This window comes from Roseburia rectibacter (genome assembly GCF_014287515.2).
Classification (GTDB): domain Bacteria; phylum Bacillota; class Clostridia; order Lachnospirales; family Lachnospiraceae; genus Roseburia; species Roseburia rectibacter.
Map to the genome: position 1 here is coordinate 1,593,278 of NZ_CP092473.1, position 15,610 is coordinate 1,608,887.

General features: G+C 38.2%; 12 protein-coding genes and 2 pseudogenes. All 14 read left to right on the forward strand.

Annotated features, from left to right (window positions below; genetic code table 11):
* The first annotated feature begins 3 nt into the window (after positions 1-3).
* The 14 genes and pseudogenes from H8S51_RS07500 (at position 4) to H8S51_RS07565 (ending at position 15,585) form a co-directional block, all read left to right on the forward strand.
* Complete coding sequence (locus H8S51_RS07500; protein WP_186899469.1) at positions 4-1,035, forward strand: hypothetical protein; 1,032 nt, start codon at positions 4-6, stop codon at positions 1,033-1,035.
* 56 nt (positions 1,036-1,091) lie between these two features.
* A complete protein-coding gene (locus H8S51_RS07505; RefSeq protein ID WP_186899468.1) occupies positions 1,092-3,803 on the forward strand; it encodes a translation factor GTPase family protein in 2,712 nt (903 codons plus the stop codon).
* Between the two features lie 64 nt (positions 3,804-3,867).
* Entirely contained in the window at positions 3,868-4,116 is a 249-nt protein-coding gene (locus H8S51_RS07510) for a hypothetical protein (protein ID WP_117918567.1), read from the forward strand.
* Positions 4,064-4,519: a hypothetical protein gene (locus H8S51_RS07515; RefSeq protein WP_241070951.1), complete on the forward strand. Its 456-nt coding sequence runs from the start codon at positions 4,064-4,066 to the stop codon at positions 4,517-4,519. The genes H8S51_RS07510 and H8S51_RS07515 overlap by 53 nt, the downstream gene beginning before the upstream one ends.
* A 35-nt stretch (positions 4,520-4,554) precedes the next feature.
* Positions 4,555-4,698: a hypothetical protein gene (locus H8S51_RS07520; protein ID WP_186899467.1), complete on the forward strand. Its 144-nt coding sequence runs from the start codon at positions 4,555-4,557 to the stop codon at positions 4,696-4,698.
* 242 nt (positions 4,699-4,940) lie between these two features.
* On the forward strand, positions 4,941-5,540 hold the full coding sequence (locus tag H8S51_RS07525) for a DUF1819 family protein (RefSeq protein ID WP_186899466.1): 600 nt from the start codon (positions 4,941-4,943) through the stop codon (positions 5,538-5,540).
* A gap of 94 nt (positions 5,541-5,634) precedes the next feature.
* Positions 5,635-7,833 carry a BREX-1 system adenine-specific DNA-methyltransferase PglX gene (gene pglX, locus H8S51_RS07530; RefSeq protein WP_330646788.1) on the forward strand — a complete coding sequence of 733 codons (2,199 nt, stop codon included), beginning with the start codon at positions 5,635-5,637 and terminating at the stop codon, positions 7,831-7,833.
* A 78-nt stretch (positions 7,834-7,911) separates the two neighbouring features.
* Positions 7,912-9,114: a DUF262 domain-containing protein gene (locus H8S51_RS07535; protein WP_186899465.1), complete on the forward strand. Its 1,203-nt coding sequence runs from the start codon at positions 7,912-7,914 to the stop codon at positions 9,112-9,114.
* Positions 9,102-10,214: an AAA family ATPase gene (locus tag H8S51_RS07540; protein WP_186899464.1), complete on the forward strand. Its 1,113-nt coding sequence runs from the start codon at positions 9,102-9,104 to the stop codon at positions 10,212-10,214. The genes H8S51_RS07535 and H8S51_RS07540 overlap by 13 nt, the downstream gene beginning before the upstream one ends.
* Positions 10,211-11,053 carry a hypothetical protein gene (locus H8S51_RS07545; RefSeq protein ID WP_186899463.1) on the forward strand — a complete coding sequence of 281 codons (843 nt, stop codon included), beginning with the start codon at positions 10,211-10,213 and terminating at the stop codon, positions 11,051-11,053. Before H8S51_RS07540 ends, H8S51_RS07545 begins: the two co-directional genes overlap by 4 nt.
* Positions 11,043-11,366, forward strand: a pseudogene (locus H8S51_RS07550) (hypothetical protein); the annotation flags it as partial. The gene H8S51_RS07545 and the pseudogene H8S51_RS07550, both read left to right, overlap by 11 nt.
* A gap of 18 nt (positions 11,367-11,384) precedes the next feature.
* Positions 11,385-12,893: an ATP-binding protein gene (locus tag H8S51_RS07555; protein WP_334302679.1), complete on the forward strand. Its 1,509-nt coding sequence runs from the start codon at positions 11,385-11,387 to the stop codon at positions 12,891-12,893.
* Positions 12,894-12,922: 29 nt separating this feature from the next.
* Positions 12,923-13,753 (forward strand): annotated as a pseudogene (locus H8S51_RS18415) (BREX-1 system phosphatase PglZ type A); the annotation flags it as partial.
* A 329-nt stretch (positions 13,754-14,082) separates the two neighbouring features.
* Positions 14,083-15,585, forward strand: coding sequence for an ATP-binding protein (locus H8S51_RS07565; RefSeq protein WP_117918565.1), 1,503 nt, complete (start codon positions 14,083-14,085; stop codon positions 15,583-15,585).
* Positions 15,586-15,610 lie beyond the last annotated feature (25 nt).

The following is a 15,610-nucleotide window of genomic DNA, read 5'->3' on the forward strand; positions in this document are numbered from 1 at the left end:
ATTATGAATACACAAAATTTAAGAACCCTTTTTCCAACTGTAACGAAACAAAAAATACTGAATCTGTCATATGGCGAGGGAGAACATTATACAGTGCTTCCCATGATTGCAAAAAAAGAGGATACATTTTATCTGTGGGAAATTTCAGCCATGTCGGAACAGGAATATGAACACAGAAACAGAACATACAAAGAAGCGAAGACAAACCGGGCAGAGTTAAAGCAGAATCTGGAAGAAGCAGACCAGGTGTGGATCGAAAAAATTGTAAGCGGTGGCTGCTGTTTTGAGGCCGCTTCAGCAACAGGCACCTGTCTTGGCGAGAGATATAATATAGAGGAACAGATACAGTTTTTATATATGCTTGGACAGGGAGCGGAGTTAGGGGAGTTAGAACAGGTGGAGCTTGACAGGCTGTTTATCACCTGCTATGAACTGACGGGAAAAGACGGGCAGGAATTGTCCGAAGAAGCATTCTGGAATATGGGAAATGAGGATGTTACGGTTACGCTGTCAGAACAGCACCGATCTGTTCTGGTACAAAAAAGATTTCGCTTAAAGACGGGGGAATATACAAAACCCAAAGTGCTCCATCTGACCGGAGAGGCAGAAAGCAGTGTTTATATTCATGGCATCCGTTTCCATGATGTCTGGAAAGAGGCAGAGACACGTTTTGAAGATAAACACTATCTGGAACATTTCAGCAAAGAACAGATTGCACAGATGAAGCGCGACTTTATGGAACTTCTGCCGCAGATATGTCCCAAAGGCTGTGTCCTGCCCATGATCGAATATGAGTGCGACAGGGATTATCAGATGCAGTTTTACACAACGGAATATCTGAAATGCGCACCAAAGCATCATTCTTCGGCATTATTTTTCGCGATGCGTCCGGACACGCAGATCGGACCGATGGGATACAAAAACAGGGTATGCCAGTTAGAAGCAGTGGAGGAAGGCTTTGAGGGGGAGATATCCGTTGAATTATTTTTGTGTCATAAAACAATACCGGGAGAAGAGAAAAAAGCAAGGCATTAATGCAAATTTTGTGTTATCATGAGTGCAGGTGAAAGAAAGCAGGAGTGGAGATTTTTATGACACAGACTCATATAAATATTGCAATGTTAGCACATGTTGACGCCGGAAAGACGACATTATCAGAGGCGTTATTATATAAAAGCGGCAGCATCCGCAAAGCCGGACGTGTGGATAATAAAGATGCATTTTTAGATACAAATGAAATGGAAAGAAACCGTGGAATCACGATTTTTTCCAAACAGGCAGTTTTTTCGTATGGAGGATGCGAATTTACACTGTTAGATACACCGGGACATGTGGATTTTTCTGCGGAAATGGAGCGTACCTTGCAGGTGCTTGACTATGCTGTGCTGATCATAAGCGGGGCAGACGGTGTGCAGGGACATACGAGGACATTGTGGCGGCTTTTAGCGCGTTACAATATCCCGGCATTTATTTTTGTCAACAAAATGGATCAGCAGGGAACAGACCACGACAAATTATTGGCACAGATCAAAGATACATTGGGCAGTGCCTGTGTGGATTTTTCAAAAAATACAGATGGAACATATCTGGATGAGGATTTTTATGAGAACGTGGCTGTCTGCAATGAAAAAGTCTTAGAAACATATTTAGAAGGCGGCAGTATCGGGGAAGAAGATATCCGTCAAATGATACAGAAAAGGGAATTGTTTCCATGCTTTTTTGGTTCAGCACTTAAGATGGACGGGATTGACGAGCTGCTGGCGGCACTTTCTGAATATACCAAAATTCCGGATTATCCGGAGAAGTTTGGCGCAACTGTATTTAAGATCACGCGCGACGCAGGGGGCAGCCGTCTTACGCATTTAAAAGTCACAGGTGGAACATTAAAGGCAAGAAATCTGCTGACCGGATATAAGCAGAATAAGGAAGATGATATCTGGGAGGAAAAAGTAAACCAGATCCGCATTTATTCCGGTGAAAAATTTGAGACCCAAGATGAGGTAAAAGCAGGAACAATATGTGCTGTGACAGGGTTATCCTATACTTATCCGGGAGAGGGACTCGGAATCCAGACGGAGTCGGAACTGCCGATTTTAGAGCCGGTGCTGACATATGAACTGATCCTGCCGGAGGGGGTACAGCCACAGGCAATGATGCCGAAACTTACGATGTTAGAGGAAGAAGATCCGGAGCTTCACATTGTGTGGAATGAACAACTGCAGGAGATCAAGATACAGATCATGGGGGAAGTGCAGATCGAGATTTTAAAAGCACTGATCTTTGAGCGTTTTGGTGTGGAGGTGGAATTTGGCACAGGAAAGATCCTTTACCGTGAGACGATCGCAGATACCGTGGAGGGAGTGGGACATTTTGAACCACTGCGTCATTATGCGGAGGTACATCTTTTGCTGGAGCCGGGAGAAAACGGCAGCGGTCTTACCTTTGCAGCGGATGTCAGTGAGGATATGCTGGCAAGAAACTGGCAGAGACTGGTGCTTACCCATTTAGAGGAAAAAGAACATGTCGGTGTGCTGACAGGCTCACCGGTTACAGATATGAAGATCACGTTGGTTGCCGGACGTGCACATTTAAAACATACAGAGGGCGGCGATTTCAGACAGGCTACTTACCGTGCCTTAAGGCAGGGATTAAAACAGGCACAGTCCGTTCTGTTAGAGCCATGGTATGATTTCAGGCTTGAACTACCGAATGAATGTATTGGACGTGCCATGAATGATATCGAAGGAATGTCAGGTAAATTTGATGCTCCGAACCGGAACGGAGAGATGGCAGTACTCACAGGGATCATTCCGGTTGCATCGATACGTGATTATGCAAAAGATGTTATGGCATATACCAAGGGACATGGAAGCCTTACCTGCACGCTGCACGGTTATCTGCCATGCCATAATACAGAGGAGGTTGTCGAGGCGCTTGGTTATGATTCAGAGCGTGATCTGGCAAATCCGACAGGGTCTGTATTCTGTGCCCATGGAGCAGGATTTGTTGTCCCATGGGATCAGGTTATGGATTATATGCATTTGGAAAGTGTGCTAAAGCCGGCAAAAGAAACAGAGGAATGGCAGCCAAAGCAGGTTTACATGCAGCAGCAGAGCAGGGAAGAAGAATGGATTGGCACGGATGAGATTGACAGAATCTTAAATCAGACATACAATGCTAATAAACGGGAAAAATCTGCTCCGGGACGCAATGTCTGGAAAAGGTCAGGAGGGAGCAGTGCAAATGTACCGCCGGTGACAAGAACTTATACGCCGCCGCTGTCGGAAAAAGAATATCTGCTTGTGGATGGCTACAATGTCATTTTTGCATGGGATGAGTTAAATGAACTTGCCCGTGATAATGTAGACGGGGCGCGTGGAAAACTTCTCGATATTATGTGTGATTATCAGGGTATGCGCGGATGTGAGCTGATCGTGGTGTTTGACGCATACCGTGTGCAGGGGCATAAGACAGAAATGTTTGATTACCACAATATTCATGTGGTTTATACGAGAGAGGCAGAGACTGCCGATCAGTATATCGAGAAATTCGCACATGAAAATGGCAGAAAATACCGTGTGACGGTTGCGACTTCGGATGGTTTAGAGCAGATCATCATCCGGGGAGCCGGATGTGTGCTGATCTCCGCAAGAGAGCTGGAAAAAGAGATCGCACGCAAACGCGGGGAAATGTTAGAGACATATCATGCAAAACGTGAGCCGGAGAAGAAGGTACATATGGCAGAGCATATTTCTGCTGAGGTAGCAGAAGCAGTCAGAAAAGCGGATCAGTGTGAAAAATAACATTTTTCACAGGTAAGATTTGTGCTTATGCATCAGCTTGATATGCGCAGGAATGGAGATTCTCATGAATAAAAAGGAAGAAGTAAACTTTACACAGTCCGGATTTTTAAAGATCGATGGGAAAAAAAGAGTGTCTGTGAGATTTGAACGAGGAAGTGATATTGCAGAAGGCATGGTTCCGCCGGGAAAAATTACAAAGAATCATGGATTTTCCGATAAGGAAGTAGCAGGATTAGAAGTCTATCTGGAGATGAACTGTGATGAGATCTACAAAAAAGCGAAGGAAATTGGTAAATTTACCAACTTACTATAAAAGAATATTTCCATTATTATTCGCATGGATGATCCTGCTTACGACCTGTGTTGGTAGTCAGTCGGATGCCTTTCAGATGATATCAATCGAAAAGGCGTCCGGTCAGACTATGTTCTCAGGCGAGCGGCTGGCAAAAACGTATGATGCACTGTTAGAGACAGCCAGAGGACGCAGCGAAACATTAGAGAGTGGGAGGGCAAAAGAGTTTGCATCCGTAAACTGGCGCAGAATGGCAGGCGTTACAATAAGGATTCTGCTTGTCATACTCCCAGCGCTGATTTTGCAGTTTTGGAGCATCTGGTACCGCAGGGCTGATGAGATCGTGCCGCGTGGACTGCTCTTAGTAAAGTTTGTGAGGAGGGCGGACGGAAAAAAGAATGGCATTTTAGCTCTCATGAAATAAAAAATAAAAATATTATTTTATGAGAGGTAGAAAAAATGCAGATTCTTATTTGGGTTATGATGATCGTTGGTGGTGCCGCAGGACTTTTGGCCACGGCTTATCTGGTATTGGCTATGCCGATAATTATTGTGTGGAAGATTTTCCGCAAGGTGAAATACCGGATACCGATCTGTGACTGAGAAAATTGGAATTGAAAGATTATATAACAGAAAGTATTTATAGTGAAAGGGCTGGATTATTCCGGCCCTTTTGAATTATCAGCTTTTTTATGGAAAACATTGAGAATATATAATGTTAAGCATTTCCCTAAAAAAGATAGAGCACTCATAGTTTTTTTGATAGGTTCATGGTATAATATTTTTGTTGTGCGAATTTTTAAGTTGACTCGTAAAGAAAAACAATATTTGAAAGGTGCAATAAAATGAATAGACGGGAATATAGCGCAGGTGCCGTTAAATTTTCGTTTTGGTTTATGGAATTTAAGGCAGTAGTTAAACTCTTATCAGAGGGAATGACACTTGATGAGGTTAAGGAAAAGAACCAAAAGGAAAATATATTTGGCGCTCCGACAACGCTTCGTGCAGGTCAGATATTCAGTACCGTATCAGCAAGGGTCAAAGCACTGGATGTATCATTTTATTCGATTTTTATGGATAGCGATCTTGCAACGCAGAAGTTATTTGCTTTAGCTGGAGCAATGGCACATGATACGCTTTTCTTTGATTTTGTATACGAAGTGGTAAGAGAAAAGATGATTATTGGAAGCAACGAATTGTCGGATAGCGATATAAATATATTTTTTAGAAATAAGCAGTTACAGGATGAGAAGGTTGCAAAGTGGACAGATGCGACTTTGAATCGACTTGGAAGAACATATAAGACCATGCTTTTTGAAGCTGGCATGACAGATAAGGGTACTCCCCGAACAATCTTAAAGCCTATTCTTGATCCGGCTATGGAACACTGGCTTTTAGATAATGGCATGGAACCAATCGTAAAAGCATTAACGGGGGTACGATAATGGCTGATATAGAAGAAAGACTGGACAAGATGGAAACAAAAATCAGGGAACCAAAGTTCCGTGATACCACAAGAAAGGCGAACGAAATGGTGGCATGTCTGACAGATTAGTTGAATTTTTAAAGGTAAAGTATGCGGATAGTAAGACAGACCTATATTCTGTTTTTATCGAAAAATGTGGGGCTATGTGTAAGAAACATGGATATAGAGCAATGATAACACAACACGGATGGATGTTCTTATCAAGTTTTGAAAAATTGAGAAATAAATTATTGCGTGAAGATATTGTTAATCTAGTTCATTTAGGAGCTAGAGCTTTTGACGAAATTAGTGGAGAGGTGGTACAAACAGTTTCTTTCGTCATTAGGAACACAAATATAAAGTTATATCGTGCTAAGTATGTAAGATTGTTAAATGCAGTGTCTGAGAAAGGCAAAGAAGATTTATTCTTGTCTACAAATAATAGATACATTGCTACAAAAGAAAATTTTAAAACCATTTCAGGTATGCCAGTAGCATATTGGTTTAGTGACAGTTTTTTTAGAGTATTTACTAATCAAAAGTTATCGGATGTTGCAAAACCAAGACAAGGATTGGCAACGGGAGATAACGAAAGATTTTTGCGATTATGGTCTGAAGTTGATATGAATAAAATAGGATACGGAATGGGGAGTAGACAACAAGCTCTTCAAAGCAAAAAAAAATGGTTTCCGTGTAATAAAGGAGGTACATTTAGAAAATGGTATGGAAATTATGATTATGTGGTTAATTGGGAAAAAGATGGTATAGAAATAAGAAATAACTATGGCGAAAATGGCAAATTAAAATCAAGACCACAGAATATTGATTATTATTATAAAGAAGGAATGACCTGGTCTACAATAGCTAGCGGTTCTTTAGCAATGAGATATAGTCCGGTTGGACATATGTTTGAAACAAAAGGTGCTGTGTGTTTTGCTGACAACAAGGAACAGTTATATTATTTAATAGGATTAATGAACATACCTATTGTTTCATATGTATTGTCGGTGTTGTCTCCGACATTAGATTTTCATGAAGGTCCATTAGGAAAAGTTCCTACTGTAATTTGTAAAGAAAAACAAGACGAGGTCAATGCTATTGTAAATAAATTGATTGAAAATTCTAAAAAAGATTGGGATTCCTTTGAAAATTCATGGAATTTCAAGCGTCACCCATTACTTTCAGTGATACCTCGAAATTTGGCATTGTTTGATGACATAAATGATATTGACATAGCAGAAAGTTACACCTGTTGGGAGAATGAGTGCAACGAGCGTTTCAATCAGCTCAAAGCAAATGAAGAAGAATTGAATCGTATTTTCATTGACATTTATGGTTTGCAAGATGAATTAACATCGGAAGTAGAGGACAAGGATGTGACTGTCCGTAAAGCCGATTTAAAGAGAGACATTAAGAGCCTGATTTCTTATGCAGTTGGCTGTATGTTTGGTCGTTATTCTTTGGACGAAGAAGGCTTAATTTTAGCAGGGCAGCCATTTGAATCTCATTTTTTTGAAGCATCTGCACCGAGATGTGGAACAGGTTTTGCAGGTGCACCGGGGATGTCACTTCCAACAGGCGAATTTTATTATAAAACACAGGATGGAGCGAAAAAGTGTTCTTTCAATCCAGATAAAGACAATATTATTCCTATTACAGATGAGGAATACTTAGAAGATGATATGGTATCACGTTTCTGCACATGGTTAAAGGTTGCATTTGGTGAAAAGTCATTGGAGAAAAATCTGGAGTTTATTGCAAAGGCACTTGGAAATAAAGGAGATACCAACAGAGAGATAATCCGTAACTATTTCCTGAATGATTTCTTCAAAGATCATTGCAATGCCTATTCTGTCACAGGTTCTGGCAAGCGCCCGATTTACTGGCTTTTTGACAGTGGAAAGCAGAATGGATTTAAAGCACTGGTATATCTGCACCGTTACAATGCGGATACAATCGGCAATGTGCGTGTAGACTATCTGTATCGGATGCAGCGTGTTTATGAATCTGAGATTGGACGTATGCAGGATACGATTGATAATAGCAAGAACAGCAGAGAAGTATCACTTGCAACAAAGCGTAAGGAAAAATTACAGAAACAGTTAAAAGAGTGCCGGGAATATGATGAGAAAATCGGACACTTGGCACTTTCAAGAATTGAGCTTGATCTGGATGATGGTATGAAGGTTAATTACCGTAAGGTGCAGACTGCCGCAGATGGCAAGTTTTATGAGATATTGGCTGATTCAAAGAATATTATGGCAAAACAATAGTTCGTTCAAAACACTTAGATGTGGTTAGCGTTTTGAAACTCTATAAGATTAAAATGATATGACAGGAGGTTTGCATAAATGGAATTATTAAATGGTTTAGATGATTTTGAACAGAATATAGAAAAAATGCGTGTTGAGAATTTTGGATTGGAGTATGAGGAAGAAAATGATGATCAATCCCTAGATCAGGAAAGTGAATATGAAGAAGAACAACCATTTAATCCAGAAAAAATTCGAGTGGATCAGCAAATGTTGTCAGTAAAATATATGCTGGAATTGATGGAAGAGGGATTGATTGAGTTGAATCCGGGATATCAAAGAAATAAAGTTTGGAAAGATAATAGAAGAAAATCATTGCTTATAGAATCATTAATGTTAAGAATTCCTATTCCTGCGTTTTATTTTTATGAGAATGAAGATGGTGAATATCAGGTAATTGATGGTCAGCAGCGGCTTACAACAATCAGAGAATTTGTTAGTGGAAAATTTAAGCTGTCTGGACTGGAATATTTGGGAAGGGAATGTGATAAAAAAGGATTTAAAGAGTTAGATATAAAATATGTGCAGAGAATTTACAGAACACAGATTGCAGTAAATATTTTGGATGCCCGTTCTCCTAAAAAAGTTATTTATGATATCTTTAGGAGAGTTAATACTGGTGGTGTTAATTTAAATCCACAGGAAATGAGAAATGCAATTTGCAAGCAGGAAACCAGAGATTTTTTGATAAAGAGTACAAAAAATGAGAATTATTTAATGGCTACAAGAGGGAAAATTAAAGATGAACGGATGGATGCACAGGAATTAGTTTTAAGATTTTATGCATTTTATATGGCATATAATTATGGTAAAGAATATGTATATTATGATTATAAGAATATTTCCACAATGTTGGATGTTCAAATAGAAACCTTAAATAAGTATAGTCCTGAAAAATTAGATGTATTATATCAAAAGTTTGATGAGGCAATGAGACGTTGTTATTTACTTTTTGGGGAATATGCGTTTTCTAAAATTGGATGGAATAATAATGAGGTTATCAGGAAAGTTGATTATATTAATAAATCGTTATTTTCTTCATTTTCTATTCTGATAATGCATCCTAAATTTGACAATATAGATTTAAAAAAGTATCAGAAAAAAATTTTAAAGGAATTGGCTTTTAAATTAACAGAAGATCATGTGTATTTTAATTCGCTAACAGCAGGCACAGGAGACAAAAGGAATGTGTACAAAAACTTTGAGGTTTCAAAGGAGGTATTAGAGATATGCTTAAAATAGAACAAATAAGTGCCAAGAACTTTAAATGTCATAAAAACTTGGACTTGGAATTTTTGTCATTTAATATTTTAACAGGGAGTAATGCAGCTGGAAAATCGAGTTTAATACAAGCGATTCTTTTAGGATATAAAAGTTGGAAAGAGTATGAAAAAAAGAAAATAAATACAAATAATGTTATGGGAATTAATCTAGGAATACCTATTAATATTGTTTCTGAACAGGGAGGACAACGAGAGGTTGAAGTTTGTTTTCAGGCAGGCGGAATGCAGAACTCTATAGAATTAGAGTTGGCAGAAGATGATGAAATGTATTTCAATATATTAAATTATAATGAAATATTGCAGCAAAGTTTAGAGAAGAATAGCCTAAAAAAAATTAATTTATTTTTCTTGAACGCAGAAAGGACAGGACCGCGAATTGTTTCTGCAATTAAAGAACCTTTGTCATATTCTGTGGGGTATCATGGAGAGAATACGGCATATTTGATTTGCAAAATGGACAGAGAGCAAAAATTAAAAAATATCAAGTTACCGGCTGATTTAAAGATATCCGAGTTAGAAAGGTTTTCTGCAAATTGTGAGGAGTGGCTAAATGTTATTATTCCAGAAACTGAAATACAATATAGCGTCGATATTGAGAAGAATATAGCAGCTTTAAAATACAAGAATGAGGGAGAATTTTATGAACCAACAGCTACAGGTTTCGGAATTTCTTATGTAATCCCAATTGTTGTTCAGGCATTGGTTGCATCGACAATGAATAATTCGGTTTTGATTATAGAAAATCCAGAGGCTCACTTGCATCCTTATAGTCAGTCTCAATTAGGTAAATTCTTAACATTAGTTGCTTTGAATGGAGTACAAATTATTGTCGAAACACATAGTGAACATATTATAGATGGGGCGAGAATACAGGCAGCAAAAGAAAAAAAATGCAACGAATTGCAAGTGTTGTTTTTTGAAAAAAAGAATGATTGTAGTATGTGTAAAAAAATAATGGTACAGGATAATGGAGAATTAGATGAGTGGCCGGTTGGTTTTTTTGACCAAAAGAGGCAGGATTTACGGGAATTGCTGGAGATGAGGAGATGTCGAAATTGAATTTTTATTTACGACCATCAGGAAACTACTGTCAAATAACAAGTGAAGAGGCAGTGAACTTAGAAAAAATGGTCGAATATTTGCAAAATCAAGAAAAAATATTTGTTCCAATGGAATTCTGGGAGAAGAAAGATAAATTTGATATTTCTGCAACAGATTATTTATTGGGAGAAAATCAGAATGACATTACAGATTTATTAATGGAAACGGTATCAAAAACAAAAGCCTGTGAAAATTCATACAAAGAAATAACGGAATTTGATCAAAAAGGATATGCGGTAATATCAAAGAAAGATATAGAACCAAAGTATGAGAGCATATCTGTATTTGATATTGACGATAAAGAAGAAAATAAAAAAATAGAAGTAAATGATATTACAAAGACAAAAAGATATTATCTTTTGCAGACTGATACATATGAGAAATATGAAAAATTATCAGGCGAATGTTTTAACAGATTGATATTTCATGATGATGCTTTTAAAAGTATAAACAAATTGGGAAAAATAAAAGATATACGTGAAGAATTAACGAGACATTTAAGAGTTTTAAATGATGTGGCAGGAAAACTTTATCTATATTATTGTGGAGATGAAAAAGCTGTATTAGCGGACTTAAATGCAGAATGGCAGATTATATGTTCTGGTAAAGGATCAAAAGAGGAAACAGAATTTAATAAAAAAATGCAATGGATGGAAAAAGAGTATATTCTGACATGTAATCCGCATACGAAATTGTACAAAAAGTATACTGACCAAAGAATTTACTTTTGTTGGGGCAGGAATGAGATTGATAATCATAAAATTATTGTTGTTAGAATTGGAGATCATTGGAAATAAGGAAGATATAAGCAGAGAGATTATCCGTAACTATTTCCTCAATGATTTCTTCAAAGACCATTGCAATACTTATTCTGTCACAGGTTCCGGCGAGTGTCCGATTTACTGGCTTTTTGACAGTGGAAAGCAGAATGGTTTCAAGGCGTTGGTATATTTGCATCGTTATAATGCGGATACAATCGGCAGTGTGCGTGTATACTATCTGTATCTGATGCAACGTGTTTATGAATCTGAGATAGGACGTATGCAGGATACGATTGATAATAGCAAGAACAGCAGAGAAGTATCACTGGCAACAAAGCGTAAGGAAAAATAATATAAGATGCTGGAGGTGATCATATTGACGATAGAAGAAATTCAGGCTGGCGAATCAAAAAATGTGGAATTTAAGGTACAAAGACCGAAGGACAGTATAAAATATATGAAAACCGTTGTGGCTTTCTCAAATGGTGATGGTGGGTGTATTATATTTGGTATAGATGATAGAAGTCATGAAATAGTTGGAATTCCGAAAGAAAAGGTTTTTTCAGAAATTGATGCTATTACTACAGCAATTTCTGATACATGTGAGCCGATTATTATTCCGGATGTTTACTTACAGACGATAGATGATAAGACCATTATTATTGCGGAGATTAGTGCGGGAAAACAGCGACCTTATTATATTAAATCTATGGGAATCAATGAGGGTACTTTTATTAGGGTATCTGGTACATCCCGTCATGCAGATCGTGAGTTGACAGCAGAGATGTACTATGAGGATGAAGGGCGTTCTTATGATAAGGTGATCTGTAGAGACAAAACAGTAACGGATGAAGAAATTGAAGAACTTTGTCATCAAATGAAAGAGGTGGCGATTACCAATGCGAAGTCTGAGACACAGAAAGAGGCAGTGAAAGATGTGACGAAAAATGTGTTGCTTAGCTGGGGACTTTTGGCAGAAGCGGAAGATGGAAGTATTCATCCTACTAATGGTTATGTTTTTTTATTGGGAAAAGATTGTTTCCTATCGCAGATTCAATGTGGGATGTTCAAAGGAAACACGCGTGCTGTTTTTGTAGATAAACGTGAGTATGATGGACCATTGTGGAAACAGATTGATGATGCGTTCAAGTTTGTGCTGCGAAATATTCATCTTGGTGCAAGATTGAATGGTATCTATCGACAGGACATTTATGAGTTGCCACCGGACAGTATCAGAGAGTTGATTATTAATGCGGTAATGAATTGTAGTTTCTTACAAAGCTCGCATATTCAGGTTGCTATTTATGACAACCGGTTGGAAATTACTTCACCGGGTGGTCTTATGCCGGGAGTAACATTAGATAAGATGAAAGAAGGATATTCAAAAATCCGAAATCGAGCATTAGCTCATGCCTTCTCATATATGAATTTGATTGAAGCATGGGGAAGTGGAATCCCAAAATTGATGAAGAATATGCGGGATTATGGGCTGCTGGAACCGGAGTTTCTTGATATGGAGACAGCTCTTCGTATCAATCTTTATCGTAACATAGAAAATGTTCAGCTTGGTACTACCCAAGTTGCCCAAGGTACTACCCAAGTTGCCCAAGATACTACCCAAGCTACCCAAGATACTACCCAAGCTGCTCAGAATATAATCCAAGATGACATCCCGACTGTTATAGGTGATGAAGATAAAAAAATATTGGAGATAATTAAAATAAATCCGTATACATCTCAAAGAGAAATAGCGAAAGCACTTGACTGGAAAATTGACAGAGTAAAATACTATCTAAAGAAAATGAAACGTGAAGGAATTGTACGGCGTGTTGGAAGCAGCCAAAAAGGATATTGGGAAGTGAACCCCAAAATATAGGATGAAAAGGTGAATGATGAAGTAAATCAATGGCAGAATTAAACTTAAAGCAGATTATAGATAAACTAAATACAGAATTTACCAGGGAACATCGTAAGTTGGTATTCTGGTATGACGATAAAGGCGATTTCGCAGAGGATATTGACAGCGTAGAGCTTACAAATGCCAAGGTATACAAGCTGACAAAGGATAATCAGTTTTATACAAAGTATTTTCTCGAAAAATAGGATATTACAACAAATTATCTGATTTATGCACCTTTTCCAAAGCCGCTGGTCACAGAAAATCATCTGGAGGATACTTGTGCTTATTCTAAACGGTTTTATGCGGATAGAGCATCGTTGTTGTCGGTAGATCTGGGAATTGAAGAAAAATATAAGCCAATCATTGAAAAGCATATCAAGTTCTTTGGAAATAAAGAGCGATTGCAGAGGTTTTATGATTTGGAGATTGAAAATTTCAATGAAGAAAATATTCTGACCGGAATTATGAGTGCGGTATGCAGGACAAGAACCAATTCTTTTGATGAAGTGATCCGTGTACTGATTACAGAGGACGGTTTTATTGATAATAAGTACCTTGAGGAATTTGCAAAGTATGATATAGAGAGCGAGTTCTGGAAATTATGTGAGCAGCAATTTGGTTTTTCTATGGATGCTCCGAATTTGGAAAAACTTGTTATCACCATGTTTGTGACTTATGCAGACCACTATATTGATGCGGAGATGCCGAAAAGCTGGGGACAGTTTATTTCCTATAAGTCAGGTAATATCATTGCGTTTCTGGACAACCTGATGAACAATATTTTATACCGTGAAAAGTATGATGAATTGTCACAATATGTCGCAGAATGTCTGAATGCATCGGAAGAGCTGAGTAAATGGTATGAGAAAGAAGCATATGAACAGACCTGGGGTGTGCGCACGTTACAGAGAAATATAGATACACAGTATTATTACCGTTTATTACAGTCTAAAGACAAAGAACCCGTAGAGCATGAAATGAAAGAAAAAACTCTTACTTATCAGCAGGATAAACTGGAGTTTATAAAAAATCCGATTGTTGTTGAATTTTTGGGGCTGACGCCGGATATATCTTTTACAGAAACAAAACTTGAAGCATGCATTATTACAAATTTGCAGAAACTTTACAAAGAAACCAATTTGATTTCAGATCAGGAGGTAGCAATATGGCAGAAGATACGTTGTTTTCCGGCGAATCAAAGAATGTTGAGTACAAGATTACTGTACCAGAAAAAAGCGAAAAATACATGAAAACAGTGGTAGCTTTTGCCAATGGCAGAGGTGGCAGGATTGTTTTTGGAATAGATGATAAGTCTTTAGATGTTGTTGGAATGGATGTAGATAATATTTATAAGACCATGGATGCCATTACCAATGCAATTTCTGATTCCTGTGAGCCGGCTATCAGACCAGATGTTGCTATGCAGGCCGTCAGGGATAAGACAGTGATTGTGTTGGAGATACTTCCGGGTGCAGAGCGTCCGTATTATATCAAATCACAGGGCATGTTTGAGGGTACTTATGTGCGTGTGGCAGGCACGACCAGACATGTGGAAGATTATATGTTAAAAGAACTGATTCTGGAGGGGAAGAATCGCTATTTTGACAGTGAAATATGCCAGAATATGAAAATAACTGACGGTGAGATTGAGGAACTTTGTAAGAGCATGAAAGAGACTGCTATACGAAATACATGGCAGGACAGCGAAAAGGCAAAGATTAAGGATGTTACCAAAAATGTGCTGATTTCATGGGGGGTTCTGAAGGAAGAAGGCGGAAATGTATATCCGACGAATGCGTATGCACTTCTGACCGGACGGATGTTTCAGCAGCCAGTTATTCAATGTGGTGTATTCAAGGGAATCAATAGAGCCCATTTTGTGGATCGAAGAGAATTTGAAGGTTCCATTCAGGAACAGATGGAAGCTGCATACCAGTATGTACTTGAAAAAATCAATATGGGTATGACGATAAAAGGAATGTATAGACAGGATGTGTATGAGCTGCCTACAGACAGTATCAGAGAGTTGATTGCAAATGCTGTTGCACATCGTAGTTACCTGGAACCGGGAAACATACAGGTAGCATTGTATGATAACAGGCTGGAGATTACTTCTCCAGGTATGCTTCTGAACAATGTTACGATTGCAAAAATGATGGAAGGTTACTCAAAACCGAGAAATCCTGCAATCGCAAGAGCTTTTGCATACATGAAAATCATTGAAAAATGGGGAACCGGAATACCGAGGTTATTTGAAGCCTGCGAGGAGTATGGTTTGCCTAAACCGGAGCTGATTGATTTTGATGGCGATTTTAGGGTAAATTTATATCGAAAAAAGGAGACTGATACAGAAATTAACGAGAAAATTTACCAGAGGGTGAATGATGTGATTGGTAGGGTATATCAGAGAAAAAATGAACCTCAAAATGAACCTCAAAATGAACCCCAAAATGAACCTCAAAATGACCCCCAAAGACTTGGTGTTTTGGAAGAAGGACTTTTGAATTTGATTCGCCAGGATGGGCATGTGACACGGGACGAAATGGCAAGTCAGATGAAGGTTTCATTAAGCACGGTTAAGCGTTCGATAAATAAATTGAAAGATAATGGCTTAATTGAATATGAGGGCTCAAGTAAAAGTGGCTATTGGATAATTAAGCAGAGCTGAACGAATGGAAGAATTAAAATTATAG